We start from the raw sequence: 15,860 nt of genomic DNA on the forward strand, positions 1-15,860 counted from the left end.
CATGAGCGAGCCGTCACGATTGCTAGAGCAGATCGAATCCGGTTTCGGTGCACAAGCCCGAACCAGCGGTGCGATGTCCGCTGCCGGCAGGGCGGACGGCATCGGATCGGTGTCGAAGCCCGTGGCATCGGCCTACTCCCTGCGTCGTCTTTCGCTGGCATCTTTGGGGGTCATCGCCTCTGGCCTCGTGCTTGCGCTCGGTATCGCCGCCGGTCTTTATCTGTTTTCCGCGGCGGTTGCGGCGGCCGGCCTTGCGGGCGTGTTGCTCCTGATCGCCGATGGCATCAGGGCCGCCGACAGCGATAGACAGTGCGTGGAGGCAAGGCACGATGGCGACTGGGATCGCCAGGAAACTTCGGCGCTGCTTTCGACCATCCACGATGCGCTCGGAGATCTGGCGATCATGCGCGGCATGGATGGCAAGATCGTCCATGCCAATGCCGCCTTTCATCGCGCCTGCGGCATCGATGATGCCAGGGGGCTGACTTGTGCCGCCATCGGCCTGAACTTCGAACCGAAGATCGAACCCAATCACTACCTCGTGCTGATTGCCGCATCCGAAGGGCTGCGCCTCTACGATTGGCACGATGTCATCGCCCGGGATCCGGCGAACGGTCGGCTGATGCGCCACAGCATCGCGCGCGATGTGACGGAGGAAGCCCGTGCTGCACGTGAACGTGAAGACGCGCGCCGCCGCGCCGAGGACGCGAGCCAGGCGAAATCGCGGCTGCTTGCAACCGTCAGCCATGAAATCCGCACGCCGCTGTCCGGCATCCTCGGCATGAGCCATCTGCTCGGCCAGACCCGGCTGTCGAGCGAGCAGAAGAACTATCTTGCCGGCATGCAGCAGTCCGGCCATGCCCTGGTACAGCTCGTCGAGGACCTGATCGATTTCTCGTCGCTGTCTTCAGGGCGTTTCCAGTTCCGGCCCTCGCGACAGGATCCGCGCGGCGTGATCGAGAGCGTCGTCGAGATGCTTTCCAACCGCGCGCATGAAAAGGGCATCGAGATCGGGGCTACCGTGACGGCCGACGTGCCGGCGCTGATGGAGTTCGATGCAGCCCGCCTGCGCCAGGTGCTGTTCAATGTCATCGGCAATGCTGTGAAGTTCACGGAGGTCGGCGGTGTTTTTGTCAGTGCCGACATCGTCGAGGATTGCGTGCAAATCCTCATCGACGACACCGGTCCCGGCATGTCGGGCGACGAACTGAAACGCATCTTTGAAGAGTTCGAACAGGCCGGCAATCACGAGCAGCGCGCCAAGGGTACGGGGCTCGGACTGGCGATCTCGCGCCGGATCATGCAGGCCTGCGGCGGCAGCCTGACAGCGTCGAGCGCGTCCGGCCGCGGCAGCCGCTTCGAGATCCGCCTGCCACTCGCCGAAGTCGAGCGGGTAGCGCCGGAGCGGCGCCAGAGGCTCGCCCAATCGCATGTCCTGGTGATGGCGCCGGATGGGCCAGCATCCGCGGCACTCTCTGCCACCATCGCCACGCTCGGCGGGCGTTGCCATCGGGCAACGACGCTGGCCGCCGCCCAGAACGTCATCTCGGATGTTCTTTCCGGCGGCGCGCCATTGACCGATATCATCGTCGATCACCGCCACGCCGGTCAGTTCAAGCAGATTCTCGCCTTGCAGCCGGCCGTCGCGCGCCTCGACGTGCGCCGGACCTACCTGATCAACCCGGAGGAGCGCAACAATCACCCTGTCGATCAGATGGACGGTTACGAGGCTTGGCTGATCCGCCCGTTGCGCGAGAAGTCGCTGGTCGAAGTCCTGCTCGGACGGTTGAAGGGTATCGAGAAGCGCGATGCCATCAACGACAACCGGCCGATCCTTCGCGAGGAACCGACAATTGCGCCCGCCAGGCAGAGCCCGCGCTGCATCCTTTTGGCGGAGGACGATCCGGTCAATGCGCTGATCGTGCGCACGGTGCTGGAGCGCGCCGGACAGACGGTCCGGCTGGTGACGGATTTTGGCGCCGTCGATCAGATCCTCTCCGGGACCGGCGATCAGGTCCAGGCGATGCCGGAACTGGTCGTCACCGATCTCAACATGCCGGGCGGCGACGGATTTTCGATGCTGAAACGCCTGCGGGAGAACGAAGCGATGCGGCCGGGCCGGCGCCTTCCGGTGATCGTGCTGACGTCCGATGCACGGCTGGAGATCAGGGACAGACTTGTCGCGGCCGGCGCCGACGTCGTACTGCCCAAGCCGGCGGATCCGCAGTGGTTGATGGCTGAAATAAGCCGCCTTCTCGAGATACGGTAAGCGCTCAAGTCGTAACGGTATCAACGCCCGAGCGGGGGGTTGTGCTCCGTTTTCATGTCACTATGTTGTTGCAGAAACGTGGTCTAAGCCCGGCAGATACGAATGATTCGGGATGACGCGGATGACGATCGACCTTCTGGATTCGACGAGCGTGGTAGACACTTCTCAAGCTTGCGTCGGCAAGACAATGACCGCCCCGGCGACCGACGTTCTCGGCCGAATAGCTAATCTTGAGACCCGGCTTGCACGCAGCGCATCGGAGATCGATGCGGCGCAGGCGGTGCGCTACAAGGTTTTTGTCGAGGAAATGAAGGCGCAGGTCGGGCCGGACGCCGACCGTCGCAAGCGCGACGTCGACAGCTGGGACGCGATCTGTGATCATCTGCTTGTGCTCGACACGGCGATCGAGGGTGATCCGGAAGACCAGATCGTCGGCACCTACCGCCTGCTGCGCCAGGACGTGGCCGAGCGCGCCGGCGGCTTCTATTCCGCTTCGGAATTCGATGTCGGAGCACTTCTCTCCCGCCACTCCAGCAAGCGCTTCATGGAGCTCGGACGCTCCTGCGTGCTGCCGGATTACCGCACGAAGCGCACCGTGGAACTGCTCTGGCAGGGTAACTGGGCCTATGCTCTGAGATACGGTGTCGATGCCATGTTCGGCTGCGGATCGTTTCCAGGCGTCGTCCCCGCCGAACATGCGCTGGCGCTTTCCTTCCTTCACCACAATATCCTTGCTCGCGACGAATGGGCCGTCGGCGCCCGCCCCGAACTGCACCGGACCATGGACATGATGCCGGTAGAGGCCATCAATCCGAAGAAGGCTCTGGCCGCCTTGCCGCCGCTGATCAAGGGCTACATGCGCCTTGGGGCCATGGTCGGCGACGGCGCGGTGGTCGACCATGCGTTCCGCACCACCGACGTGCTGATCGTTCTGCCGATCAGCAACATCTCCGGCCGCTATCTCAATTACTACGGTGCGGATGCCGGGCGGTTTGCCACGTCTGTATCCTGACAGGCGCTTGACGCAATTAACCAGATATTAAGGATGGGTTTGACTTTCGATGTCGAAAGATGGACTAGTCTTGTCAAGAAGTAATTTGGTTTCATGACGAAATTATAGAATAAATAACGGAGAGAACCGCCAGCTTCATATGAGATTGGCGTATATTGCGCTCTGTCTCCATATTATTTTCATCGCACTGGAAGTAAGTCTTCCATCATGTATTGAGCTCGACCCCTTTCCCAAGGGTGTCGAGCTCTTCTTTTGTATGCAGATCCATGCTGTTTCTGCATCGGCTCGACACACCCTGTTCATCGCTGGAGCAGGGTGTGTCCCGAAATCGGACATCAATTACCGAGTCTACATTCCGGCGTTGTAGGCAGCGATTGCCGCCATGTTGACGATGTCGGAATCCTTCGCCGACATCGAAACGATCTGCACCGATTTGTCGAAACCGACGAGCAGGGGACCGATGACGGTCGAGCCGCCGAGTTCCTGCAGCATCTTCGTCGAGATCGAGGCGGAGTGGAACGCCGGCATGACGAGCACGTTGGCAGGGCCTGAAAGGCGGCAGAAGGGATACTGCTCCATCACCCGCGAATTGAGCGCCACGTCGGCGGCCATCTCGCCGTCATATTCGAAGTCGACACGGCGCTTGTCGAGAATGTTGACCGCCTCGCGCACCCGCTCCGAGCGTTCGCCCGAGGGATGGCCGAAGGTCGAATAGGCCAGCATCGCCACCCGCGGCACGTAGCCGAGGCGCTTGGCGAGGCCGGCTGCTTCCTCGGCGATATCGGCGAGTTCTTCCGACGACGGCATGTCGTGTACGGCCGTGTCGGCGACCAGAACGGTGCGGCCGCGGCAGAGGGCGATCGACACGCCGATGACCCGGTGGCCCGGCTTCGGGTCGATGCAGCGGCGCACATCGTCAAGCGCCGTCGAATAGTTGCGGGTTATGCCCGTGACCATGCCGTCGGCATCCCCGAGCGCGACCATGCACGCGGCGAAGTGGTTGCGGTCGTTGTTGATCAGGCGCTGGGCATCGCGGAACAGGGAGCCCTTGCGCTGCAGGCGCGCGTAGAGGTAGTCGGTATAGGCTCCGACCCGCTTGGAAACCCGGGCATTGACGATTTGGATGCCGGGGCGGTCGAGATCGATGCCCTCGCGCTCCGCGGTCTCGCGCATGCGGTCCTCGCGGCCGAGCAGGATCGCGGTGCCGAGCTGCTGGTTGGCATAGGCGATCGCCGAGCGCATGACCTGCACTTCTTCACCTTCGGCAAAGACGATGCGCTTCGGCTGGCGCCGGACGCGCTCGTAGATCCGTTGCAGCGTCGAGGCAATCGGGTCGCGGCGGGCGGAAAGCTGGCGGCCATAGGCTTCGAGATCGACGATCGGCTTGCGTGCGACGCCGGTTTCCATCGCCGCCTTGGCAACGGCCATCGGGATCGCCGAGATCAGCCTCGGGTCGAAGGGAACCGGGATGATGTACTGCGCGCCGAAGCGCGGGCGGTTGCCCTGGTAGGCGGCCGCGACATCGTCCGGCACGTCTTCCTTGGCGAGGCTTGCGAGCGCTTCCGCCGCGGCGATCTTCATCGCGTCGTTGATCGTCGAGGCGCGCACGTCGAGCGCGCCGCGGAAGATATAGGGGAAGCCGAGTACGTTGTTGACCTGGTTTGGGTAGTCCGAACGGCCGGTCGCGACGATCGCGTCGTCGCGGATGCGGGCGACCTCTTCCGGGGTGATTTCCGGATCCGGGTTGGCCATGGCGAAGATGATCGGCCGCGGCGCCATCGAGCGGACCATGTCCTCCGACAGCGCGCCCTTGGCCGAAAGGCCGAAGACCACGTCAGCACCCTCGAGCGCTTCGGCAAGCGTGCGGCGGTCGGTCTTGACCGCATGCGCCGACTTCCACTGGTTCATGCCTTCGGTGCGGCCCTGGAAGATCACGCCCTTGGTGTCGCAGAGGGTGACGTTTTCCGGGTTGAAGCCCATCGCCTTGATGAGCTCGATGCAGGCGATGGCCGCGGCGCCGGCGCCGTTGCAGACGAGCTTGGTGGTCTTGAAGTCGCGTCCGGTCAACGTCAGCGCGTTGATGAGGCCGGCGGCTGCGATGATCGCTGTGCCGTGCTGGTCGTCATGGAACACTGGAATGTCCATGACCTCGCGCAGCTTCTGCTCGATGATGAAACAGTCCGGCGCCTTAATGTCCTCGAGGTTGATGCCGCCGAAGGAGGGGCCGAGGAAGCGCACGCAGTTGATGAACTCGTCGACGTTCTCGGTGTCGACCTCAAGGTCGATCGAATCGACGTCGGCGAAGCGCTTAAACAGCACCGCCTTGCCTTCCATGACCGGCTTGGAGGCGAGCGCTCCGAGATTGCCGAGGCCGAGGATGGCCGTGCCGTTGGAGATGACCGCGACCATGTTGCCGCGTGTCGTGTAATCGTAGGCGGTGGCGGGATCCTCGGCGATCGCCAGGACCGGCACTGCAACGCCCGGTGAATAAGCGAGCGACAGGTCGCGTTGCGTGGCCATGGCCTTGGTGGGGGAAATCTCCAGCTTTCCGGGACGACCCTGCGAGTGAAAATCGAGCGCTTCCTGCGCGGTGACGCTCGTCATAGTGCGATCGGTCTTGTCGGTGGCCGGCATGTTTCCTCTATCCTCCTGTGGGCGACCCTGTCGGGGCGTCTCTTTATGGTTGTCGTCTATAATTGCTTGCGGATAGTGTGCCATCTCTTTTTTCGGGACAATCATGAATTTCGTGACAGACCAATCGAGCCGCTCCGGCGAGGTGTTTTCTGCAGCCGAACTGGCGACCGAGGAGAGCCGCTCCACGGCGACGCCGATGATGGAGCAGTTCATCGAGATCAAGGCGAACAACCCGGATTCGCTGCTTTTCTACCGCATGGGCGACTTCTACGAGCTGTTCTTCCAGGACGCAGTCGAAGCCTCGCGGGCGCTCGGCATCACGCTGACGAAACGCGGCCAGCATATGGGACAGGAAATCCCGATGTGCGGCGTGCCGGTGCATGCGGCCGACGATTATCTGCAGAAACTGATCGGTCTCGGCTTTCGCGTCGCGGTCTGCGAGCAGGTCGAGGATCCTGCCGAAGCCAAGAAGCGCGGCAGCAAATCAGTCGTGCGCCGCGACGTCGTCCGGCTGGTGACACCGGGGACGATCACCGAGGAGAAGCTGCTTTCGCCCTCGGAGACCAACTATCTGATGGCGCTCGCCCGCATCAAGAGCGGTTCGGAGCCGGCCTATGCGCTGGCCTGGATCGATATCTCGACCGGCATCTTCAGGCTCGCCGAAACCGGTGAGAGCCGGTTGCTCGCCGACATCCTGCGCATCGAGCCGCGCGAACTGATCCTCGCCGACACCGTCTTCCACGACCCGGAACTGCGTCCCGTGTTCGACGTGCTCGGCCGGGTGGCCGTGCCGCAGCCGGGCGTGCTGTTCGACAGCGCCACGGCCGAGGGCCGCATCGCCCGCTACTTCGGCGTCAAGACGCTCGATGGTTTCGGCAGCTTTTCGCGCGCCGAACTGGCGGCGGCATCCGCTGCCATCTCCTATGTCGAAAAGACCCAGCTTGCCGAACGTCCGGCTCTCGGCACACCCGAGCGTGAGAGCGCTGCCTCGACATTGTTCATCGATCCGGCGACGCGGGCCAACCTCGAGCTCGTCAAAACCCTGTCGGGCGCCCGCGAAGGCACGCTTTTGAAAGCGCTCGACCGAACCGTGACGAGCGGCGGAGCGCGGCTCCTGGCCGAACGGCTGATGTCACCGCTGACCGATCCCGATCGCATCAACCAGCGGCTGGATTCGATCGAGATTCTGGCCAGCCAACCCTCCTTTGCCGGCGATCTGCGCGATTCTCTTCGTCGCGCCCCCGACATGCCGCGTGCGTTGTCGCGGCTGGCGCTTGGCCGCGGCGGCCCGCGCGACCTCGGCGCCATCCAGGCGGGCCTCAAGGCAGCGGCAACGATCTCCCGGCTGATGGCTTCCGGCAATCTGTCTGAGGAGCTTGTCGAGGCACGGGCGGCGATCGATGCCCTGCCATCGGCCGTCCTCGACCACCTCGATACGATGCTTGCCGACGAATTGCCGCTTCTGAAGCGCGACGGCGGCTTCCTGCGGGAAGGGGCAAGTGCCGATCTCGACGAGGTGCGGGGGCTGCGCGACCAGTCACGCCGGGTTATCGCCGGGCTGCAGCTGCAATATTCCGAAGAGACCGGCATCAAGTCGCTGAAGATCAAGCACAACAACGTGCTCGGCTATTTCATCGAGGTGACGGCGGGCAATGCCGGCTCGATGACCGACACCGACGAGGGCCGCGCCCGCTTCATCCATCGCCAGACCATGGCGAACGCGATGCGCTTCACCACGACAGCGCTTGCCGAGCTTGAGAGCAAGATCGCCAATGCGGCCGACCGGGCGCTGTCGATCGAGCTTGCCGCGTTCGAGGCGATGACATCAGACGTCGTGGCGGCGGCCGAAATCATCAAGGCTGCGGCGCTGGCGCTTGCGACCGTCGACGTTTCGGCTGGCCTCGCGACGCTTGCCGAAGAGCAGAACTATGCTCGCCCCATCGTCGACCACACGCGCATGTTCGCCATCGAAGGCGGCCGCCATCCCGTCGTCGAGCAAGCCTTGAAGCGTCAGGCGTCCAACGCCTTCGTTGCCAATGGCTGCGATCTGTCGCCGCCAACAGGCGAAGAGGGCGGGGCGATCTGGCTTCTGACCGGTCCGAACATGGGCGGTAAGTCGACCTTCCTCAGGCAGAACGCGCTGATTGCGATCATGGCGCAGATGGGCACCTTCGTTCCCGCCGCAAGCGCCCATATCGGCATTGTCGACCGCCTGTTCTCGCGCGTCGGCGCCTCCGACGATCTTGCCCGCGGACGCTCGACCTTCATGGTCGAGATGGTCGAGACGGCGGCAATCCTCAATCAGGCGACCGATCGCTCGCTGGTGATCCTCGACGAGATCGGCCGAGGCACTGCGACCTTCGACGGTCTGTCGATTGCCTGGGCAGCCGTCGAGCATCTGCATGAGGCGAACCGCTGCCGCGGATTGTTCGCGACCCACTTCCACGAGCTGACCGTGCTTTCGGAAAAGCTCGGCCGGCTTTCGAATGCGACCATGCGCGTCAAAGAGTGGCACGGCGACGTGATCTTCCTGCACGAGGTCGGGCCGGGTGCCGCCGACCGTTCCTACGGTATTCAGGTCGCCCGTCTTGCCGGTCTGCCGGCTTCGGTCGTGGCTCGGGCCAAGGACGTGCTTGCCAAGCTCGAAGACGCCGATCGCAAGAACCCCGCAAGCCAGCTGATCGACGATCTGCCGTTGTTCCAGGTGGCGATCCGGCGCGAGGAAGCCAAGCCCGCTGGAAACTCCAGGGTTGACGAGGCGCTGAAGGCACTCAACCCCGACGATATGACGCCGCGCGAGGCGCTGGACGCACTCTACGCCCTGAAAAAGGAACTGAGCGCCCGGTGACGGGCATACCGTTTTTCCTGTGCATGCGTCGGTGAAAAAGGCTATACAGCGCCGCGCGCCTTTCGAGGGCGTGGCGATGAGCCTGTATTAATTTTGAAATGCTGCAACGTCCCGGTTCGGCCTTGATCGGATGGGAGCATGCAGGAATGCTCTTCATGCAGCGGACCACGCAACCAGTCGGACAGGACGCCCCTCGGCACTTCATGGGCAGACACGAAACTTCCTTTCCCGAAATTCTCGACGTCGCGGCGCTTCGGGCGAAATGCGACTTCATCGCCTCGGCCCACGCCGAGCAGCGCGAACCGATGCGTCAGGCACTGCTTGCGGCCTTCAAACAGGCAAATGTTGCAGGCCGCGCCAAGGCGCGCGAACTGTTTGCTGGCGATGGCGGCGGTATCCTTTGCGCCGAGCGTATCTCCTGGCTTCAGGACCAGCTGATCACGGTGCTGCATGATTTCGTGCTCAACGAGATTTTCGATGCCGCCAATGCAGCCCCGGCAAGCCGCATCGCTGTCGCTGCCGTTGGCGGTTACGGCCGCGGCACGCTGGCACCCGGCTCGGACATCGACCTGCTCTTCCTGCTGCCGGTGAAGAAGGCCGTCTGGGCCGAGCCCGCCATCGAATTCATGCTCTACATCCTGTGGGATCTGGGCTTCAAGGTCGGCCACGCCACCCGCACGATCGAGGACTGCATCCGGCTCTCGCGTGCCGACATGACGATCCGCACGGCAATCCTCGAGACCCGCTATATCTGTGGTTCCGAAACGCTGGCGGCTGAACTCGAAACGCGCTTCGACCATGAGATCGTGCGCAACACCGGGCCGGACTTCATCGCCGCCAAGCTTGCCGAACGCGACGAGCGCCACCGCAAGGCCGGCGACACGCGCTATCTCGTCGAGCCCAACGTCAAGGAAGGCAAGGGCGGGCTTCGAGACCTGCACACACTGTTCTGGATCGCCAAGTATTTTTACCGGGTCAAGGATTCGGCCGATCTGATCAAGCTCGGCGTCCTCTCCCGCACGGAATACAAGCTGTTCCAGAAGGCGGAGGATTTCCTCTGGGCGGTGCGTTGCCACATGCATTTCTTGACCGGCAAGGCCGAGGAACGGCTGTCCTTCGACATTCAGCGCGAGATCGCCGAGGCGCTCGGCTATCACGACCACCCCGGCCTTTCGGCGGTCGAGCGCTTCATGAAGCACTACTTCCTGGTGGCCAAGGATGTCGGCGATCTCACCCGCATCTTCTGCGCCGCACTCGAAGACCAGCAGGCCAAGGACGCGCCCGGCCTTTCCGGCATCATCGGCCGCTTCACCCATCGCAGCCGCAAGATTGCCGGCACGCTCGACTTCGTCGATGACGGCGGGCGCATAGCACTTTCGAGCCCCGATGTGTTCAAGCGCGATCCGGTCAACCTTTTGCGCTTCTTCCACATCGCCGACATCAACAATCTCGAGTTCCACCCGGCAGCGCTTCGGCAGGTGACGCGCTCGCTCGGCTTGATCAAGCCGCAGCTGCGCGAGAACGAGGAGGCGAACCGGCTGTTCCTGTCGATCCTGACCTCGCGCCGCAAGCCGGAGCTGATCCTTCGCCGCATGAACGAAGCGGGCGTGCTCGGGCGGTTCATTCCGGATTTCGGCAAGATCGTCTCGATGATGCAGTTCAACATGTACCACCACTATACGGTGGACGAGCATCTGCTGCGCGCGGTCGACGTTCTCTCGCGCGTCGAGCGCGGCATCGAGGAGGAAGCCCACCCGCTGGTCGCCAAACTGATGCCGGGGATCGAGGACCGCGAGGTGCTCTACGTCGCCGTGCTTCTGCACGATATCGCCAAGGGTCGGCCGGAGGATCATTCGGTCGCCGGTGCCAAGGTGGCGCGCCGGCTCTGCCCGCGCTTTGGCCTGACGCCGAAGCAAACCGAGCTTGTCGCCTGGCTGATCGACGAGCACCTGACAATGTCGATGGTCGCCCAGACCCGCGACCTCAACGATCGCAAGACCATCGTCGACTTTGCCGAGCGGGTGCAGTCGCTCGACCGGTTGAAGATGCTCTTGATCCTCACCGTCTGCGACATCCGCGCCGTCGGCCCGGGCGTCTGGAACGGCTGGAAGGGGCAGCTGCTCCGTACACTCTATTATGAAACCGAACTCCTGCTTTCGGGCGGCTTCTCCGAGCTGTCGCGCAAGGAGCGCGCTGCCCATGCGGCAACGATGCTGAGCGACGCGCTGACCGACTGGCCGGCAAGCGAGCGCGAAGCCTATGTGCGGCTGCATTATCAACCCTATCTGCTGACCGTGGCGCTCGAGGATCAGGTGCGTCACGCCCGCTTCATCCGCGAGGCGGATGCCGCCGGCAAGGCGCTGTCGACCATGGTGCGCACGCACCAGTTCCATGCGATCACCGAAATCACCGTGCTGTCGCCCGACCATCCGCGGCTCTTGACGGTCATCGCCGGCGCCTGTGCTGCGGCGGGCGCCAACATCGTCGACGCGCAGATCTTCACCACTTCGGACGGCCGGGCGCTTGATACGATCCTGGTCAACCGCGAGTTTTCCGTCGACGGCGACGAGACGCGCCGGGCGGCCAGCATCGGCAGGTTGATCGAGGACGCGCTGTCCGGTCGCAAGCGGCTGCCGGAGGTGATCGCCAGCCGCACCAAGGTCAAGAAGCGCAACAAGGCCTTCACTGTTACGCCTGAGGTGACGATCAGCAATACGCTGTCGAACAAGTTCACGGTCATCGAGGTCGAGTGTCTCGACCGTCCCGGCCTGCTGTCGGAGATCACCGCCGTCCTGTCGGACCTTTCGCTCGACATTGCCTCGGCGCACATCACCACCTTCGGCGAGAAGGTCATCGACACCTTCTACATCACCGATCTCGTCGGCCAGAAGGTCACCAGTGAAAACCGCCAGATGAACATCGCCGCCCGCCTCAAGGCCGTCATGGCCGACGAGGCCGACGAGGTTCGAGACCGGATGCCATCCGGCATCATCGCGCCTGCCGTAGGCACGTCCTCCGCTCAAAGAACGACAAAAGCCGAAACATGAGTCTGGTCAAGAAATTTGCAACCGTCGGCGGCGCCACGCTCGGCAGCCGTCTGTTCGGCTTCATCCGCGAAACCTTCATGGCGGCGGCCCTCGGCACCGGCCCGGTCGCCGATGCCTTCAACACCGCCTTCCGCCTGCCCAACACCTTTCGCCGGCTCTTTGCCGAGGGCGCATTCAATTCCGCCTTCGTGCCGCTTTTTGCCAGGGAGATCGAGGCGAACGGCATGGAAGGGGCGCGGCGGTTCTCCGAAGAAGTCTTCGGCGTTCTCTTCACCGTGCTGTTGTTCCTGACGGTGGTGATGGAACTGACGATGCCGTTCATCGTCAGCAACCTGATCGCGCCCGGTTTCGCCAATGATCCGGCGAAGCTCGGCAATACCATCGTCTTCGCGACGATCATGTTTCCCTATCTCGCCTGCATGTCGCTTGCCGCGATGATGGCGGGAATGCTCAATTCGCTGCACCGCTATTTCGCCGCGGCGATCGCTCCGGTGTTCCTCAATATCATCCTCATCGGCATCCTCGGCTATGCCTGGTACATCGGCCAGGATCCGATTGCGGTCGGCTACGGCCTCTCCTGGGGCGTGATGGCGGCCGGTCTCGTGCAATTGGCGATCGTCTGGGTCGCGGTGCGCGACGCCGGCATCAAGATCGGCTTTCGCCGCCCGCGGCTGACGGCCAATGTCAGGCGGCTGCTGGTGCTGGCGTTGCCGGCCGCGATCACCGGCGGCATCACCCAGATCAACCTCCTGATCAACACCAACATCGCCTCGGCGCAGGAAGGTGCTGTGTCGTCGCTCGTCTATGCCGACCGTATCTACCAGCTGCCGCTCGGCGTCGTCGGCATTGCGGTCGCAACCGTGCTTTTGCCGGAACTGGCGCGCGCGCTGCGCTCCGGCAACGTCAACGAGGCCGCGAACCTGCAGAACCGCTCGGTGGAATTCACCCTGTTTCTGACGTTGCCGGCGGCGGCGGCCTTGCTTGTCATGTCGGAGCCGATTGTCCGGCTGCTGTTCGAACGTGGTGAATTCTCCGCGTCGTCGACGGTGGTCGTCGGCCATATCCTGGCGATCTACGGCCTCGGCCTGCCGGCTTTCGTGCTGATCAAGGCGTTCATCCCCGGCTTCTTTGCCCGCGAGGACACGCGCACGCCGATGGTCTTTGCCGGCATTTCGGTTGCGGTGAACGTGTCGCTGGCGCTGACGCTGTTTCCGCGGCTGGGCGCAAGCGGCATCGCGACGGCGGAAATCGTTGCCGGCTGGGTGAATGCCGTGCTGCTGTTCGGCATGCTCGTCTGGCGTGGCCATTGGGGACGCGACATTCCGCTTCTGACCCGCATTCCCCGTCTCGTCATTGCCGCGGCCGGCATGGCGCTCGCCTTGCATTATGCTCTTCAGTGGTTGGCCTACGAAGTGTCGTCGGCAGCGCCGTTGATCGTGCGCGCAACCACGCTCTGCGGTCTGGTGGCCGTCGCCATGGCGATCTATTTCGCGATCGCCTTCGGTATCGGCGGCGCTAATCTCGGCATGATCCGCCGCAACATCAAGCGCAAGGCGAAGGCCAAGGCAGACCCTGCTCCAGCGCCGGACGCAGACGCCTGAACCATCCGGTGATGAAGCGGCGATGCCTATTTTAATCGGCGTCGCCCACTCGGATTCGCACCACTTGATCGCGCCCCGCCCGACGTGCATAAGCCATGCCGTTAGCAACATGGGTGATGAACCCTGGGGCCCTCCACCAGCCTATTGAGGACGACATGAACGAATTCAAGCCGCTCGTATTTTCCGGTGTGCAGCCGACGGGCAACCTCCATCTCGGTAATTATCTCGGCGCGATCCGCAAGTTCGTGGCTCTGCAGGAAAACAACGATTGCATCTATTGCGTCGTCGACCTGCATTCGATCACCGCGCAGCTCGTGCATGAGGACCTGAAGGGGCAGATCCGCTCGATCGCCGCAGCCTTCATCGCGTCCGGCATCGATCCGGAAAAGCATATCGTCTTCAATCAGTCGGCCGTGCCGCAGCATGCGGAACTCGCGTGGATCTTCAACTGCGTCGCCCGTATCGGCTGGATGAACCGGATGACCCAGTTCAAGGACAAGGCCGGCAAGGACCGCGAGAACGCCTCGCTGGGCCTGCTTGCCTATCCGAGCCTGATGGCCGCCGACATTCTCGTCTATCGCGCCACCCATGTTCCTGTCGGCGACGACCAGAAGCAGCATCTCGAATTGACGCGCGACATCGCCCAGAAATTCAATATCGACTTCATGGAGCACATCCGTCGTGGTGGCTACGGCGTCGACATGGTCGTCGGCGAAGAGCCTGTTCATGCCTATTTCCCGCCGGTGGAGCCGCTGATCGGCGGCGCAACGCCGCGTGTCATGTCGCTGCGTGACGGCACCAAGAAGATGTCGAAGTCCGATCCGTCGGATCTTTCGCGCGTCAACCTGATGGATGATGCCGAAACCATCTCCAAGAAGATCCGCAAGGCCAAGACCGACCCGGATGCGCTCCCGAGCGAGCTCGACGGCCTCAAGGGACGCCCCGAGGCGGAAAACCTCGTCGGCATCTATGCGGCCCTTTCCGACAAGACCAAGGAAGAAGTGCTGGGCGAATTCGGTGGCCAGCAGTTCTCGGTGTTCAAGCCGGCCCTGGTCGACCTGGCGGTCGAGGTTCTGTCGCCAATCACTGGCGAGATGCGCCGCCTGATGGGCGACACGGCCCACATCGACGCCATCCTTCGCGATGGTGGCGAGCGTGCCCGGGCGCGGGCGGAAAAGACCATGAGCGAGGTTCGCGAAATCATCGGATTTCTGCAGTAAAAGGCGAAAATGAGGCCTTGCGGCGGCTTATCTGGAGTGTAATGTTCGCCGCATGGTCTCGACCCGACTCTCACGACTTGAAGGTCACCGCCGCAAATTCATGGCGGTGATCGACGATACCCCGGAATGCGGCCGCGCTGTCCACTATGCTGGCATGCGCGCCAAGAATTCCAATGGCGGTCTCGTCCTGCTCTATGTCATCGCCGACGGCGACTTCCAGCAATGGCTGGGGGTCGAGGAAATCATGCGTGCGGAAGCGCGCGACGAGGCGGAAGCGACGCTCGCCAAGGTGGCGCAGTCCGTCCGCGAGCGCATCGGGATAGAACCCGAAATCGTCATCCGCGAAGGGGCAGCAACCGAGCAGATCCATTCGGCCATCGAAGAGGATCGCGACATCGCCATCCTGGTTCTGGCCGCAGGCTCGGCAAAGGAGGGCCCCGGTCCGCTGGTGTCGTCGATCGCCGGCAAGGCGGCCGCCTTCCCGATCCCGGTGACGGTCATCCCGGATCTGCTCACCGACGAGGAAATCGACGCGCTCAGCTGAGCTGCGTCTCTTTGCGCTCTTGCGAGGGCGGAACGAAGATCTTATATTCTTTTGAATTATTCTAAAGAGCCGGTTGAGAGAACCGATCCCGGCGAGACGGAGAGAGACATGTTCATCCAGACCGAAGCCACGCCGAACCCGGCCACGCTCAAGTTCCTGCCGGGCAAGGTCGTTCTGGAAAGCGGCACTGCCGAATTCCGCGACGAGGAAGAAGCACGCGCCGGTTCGCCGCTTGCTGCCCGCCTGTTCTCGATCCCTGGCGTCAGCGGTGTCTACTTCGGCTACGACTTCATCACCGTCAGCAAGGACGGGCAGGAGTGGCAGCACCTGAAGCCCGCCATCCTCGGCTCGATCATGGAGCACTTCATGTCCGGTGCGCCGATCATGGCCGGAGCGGGCCGCGCCGAGCAGCTGGACGAAGAAGACGAATTCTTCGAGCCCGGCGACGAGACCATTGTCGCAACCATCAAGGAACTGCTCGAAACCCGGGTTCGCCCGGCGGTGGCTCAGGACGGTGGCGACATCACCTTCCGCGGCTTCAAGGACGGTACCGTGTTCCTGAACATGAAGGGTGCCTGCTCTGGCTGCCCGTCGTCGACGGCGACCCTGAAGCATGGCGTGCAGAATCTGCTGCGGCATTTCGTTCCCGAGGTGGAAGCGGTCGAAGCCGTCTGATATCGCGATG

Annotated in this window: 9 protein-coding genes; 8 read left to right on the forward strand and 1 reads right to left on the reverse strand. The window is 63.1% G+C overall.

Features of this window, described 5'->3' with window-relative positions; translation table 11 throughout:
- The first annotated feature begins 1 nt into the window (after position 1).
- Together ASD52_RS13170 and ASD52_RS13175 are read left to right on the forward strand one after the other, a co-directional pair.
- Positions 2 to 2,269 carry an ATP-binding protein gene (locus ASD52_RS13170; protein ID WP_025425694.1) on the forward strand — a complete coding sequence of 756 codons (2,268 nt, stop codon included), beginning with the start codon at positions 2 to 4 and terminating at the stop codon, positions 2,267 to 2,269.
- 121 nt (positions 2,270 to 2,390) lie between these two features.
- Positions 2,391 to 3,281: a GNAT family N-acetyltransferase gene (locus ASD52_RS13175; RefSeq protein WP_025425695.1), complete on the forward strand. Its 891-nt coding sequence runs from the start codon at positions 2,391 to 2,393 to the stop codon at positions 3,279 to 3,281.
- A 348-nt stretch (positions 3,282 to 3,629) separates the two neighbouring features.
- On the opposite strand, the gene ASD52_RS13185 is transcribed toward ASD52_RS13175, so the two are convergent.
- Positions 3,630 to 5,915, reverse strand: a complete 2,286-nt coding sequence (locus ASD52_RS13185; protein ID WP_025425697.1) for an NADP-dependent malic enzyme — start codon at positions 5,913 to 5,915, stop codon at positions 3,630 to 3,632.
- Between the two features lie 103 nt (positions 5,916 to 6,018).
- Here ASD52_RS13185 and mutS point away from each other — a divergent pair, with 103 nt between their 5' ends.
- The 6 genes from mutS (at position 6,019) to ASD52_RS13215 (ending at position 15,850) form a co-directional block, all read left to right on the forward strand.
- Complete coding sequence (gene mutS, locus ASD52_RS13190; RefSeq protein ID WP_025425698.1) at positions 6,019 to 8,763, forward strand: DNA mismatch repair protein MutS; 2,745 nt, start codon at positions 6,019 to 6,021, stop codon at positions 8,761 to 8,763.
- A 203-nt stretch (positions 8,764 to 8,966) separates the two neighbouring features.
- Complete coding sequence (locus ASD52_RS13195; protein ID WP_082571819.1) at positions 8,967 to 11,810, forward strand: [protein-PII] uridylyltransferase; 2,844 nt, start codon at positions 8,967 to 8,969, stop codon at positions 11,808 to 11,810.
- Positions 11,807 to 13,411 (forward strand): murein biosynthesis integral membrane protein MurJ, encoded by a 1,605-nt coding sequence (murJ, locus tag ASD52_RS13200; RefSeq protein WP_057204294.1) that lies wholly within the window; start codon positions 11,807 to 11,809, stop codon positions 13,409 to 13,411. Before ASD52_RS13195 ends, murJ begins: the two co-directional genes overlap by 4 nt.
- A 155-nt stretch (positions 13,412 to 13,566) precedes the next feature.
- The gene (gene trpS / locus ASD52_RS13205; protein ID WP_057204292.1) at positions 13,567 to 14,631 is read left to right on the forward strand and encodes a tryptophan--tRNA ligase; all 1,065 of its coding nucleotides are present in this window, start codon (positions 13,567 to 13,569) and stop codon (positions 14,629 to 14,631) included.
- Positions 14,632 to 14,683: 52 nt separating this feature from the next.
- Positions 14,684 to 15,175, forward strand: a complete 492-nt coding sequence (locus ASD52_RS13210; protein WP_025425702.1) for a universal stress protein — start codon at positions 14,684 to 14,686, stop codon at positions 15,173 to 15,175.
- Between the two features lie 108 nt (positions 15,176 to 15,283).
- Positions 15,284 to 15,850, forward strand: coding sequence for a NifU family protein (locus ASD52_RS13215; protein WP_025425703.1), 567 nt, complete (start codon positions 15,284 to 15,286; stop codon positions 15,848 to 15,850).
- The last annotated feature ends 10 nt before the right edge of the window (positions 15,851 to 15,860 follow it).

Origin of the sequence: Ensifer sp. Root142 (genome assembly GCF_001426785.1) — a bacterium.
In the GTDB taxonomy this organism is placed as follows: domain Bacteria; phylum Pseudomonadota; class Alphaproteobacteria; order Rhizobiales; family Rhizobiaceae; genus Ensifer; species Ensifer canadensis.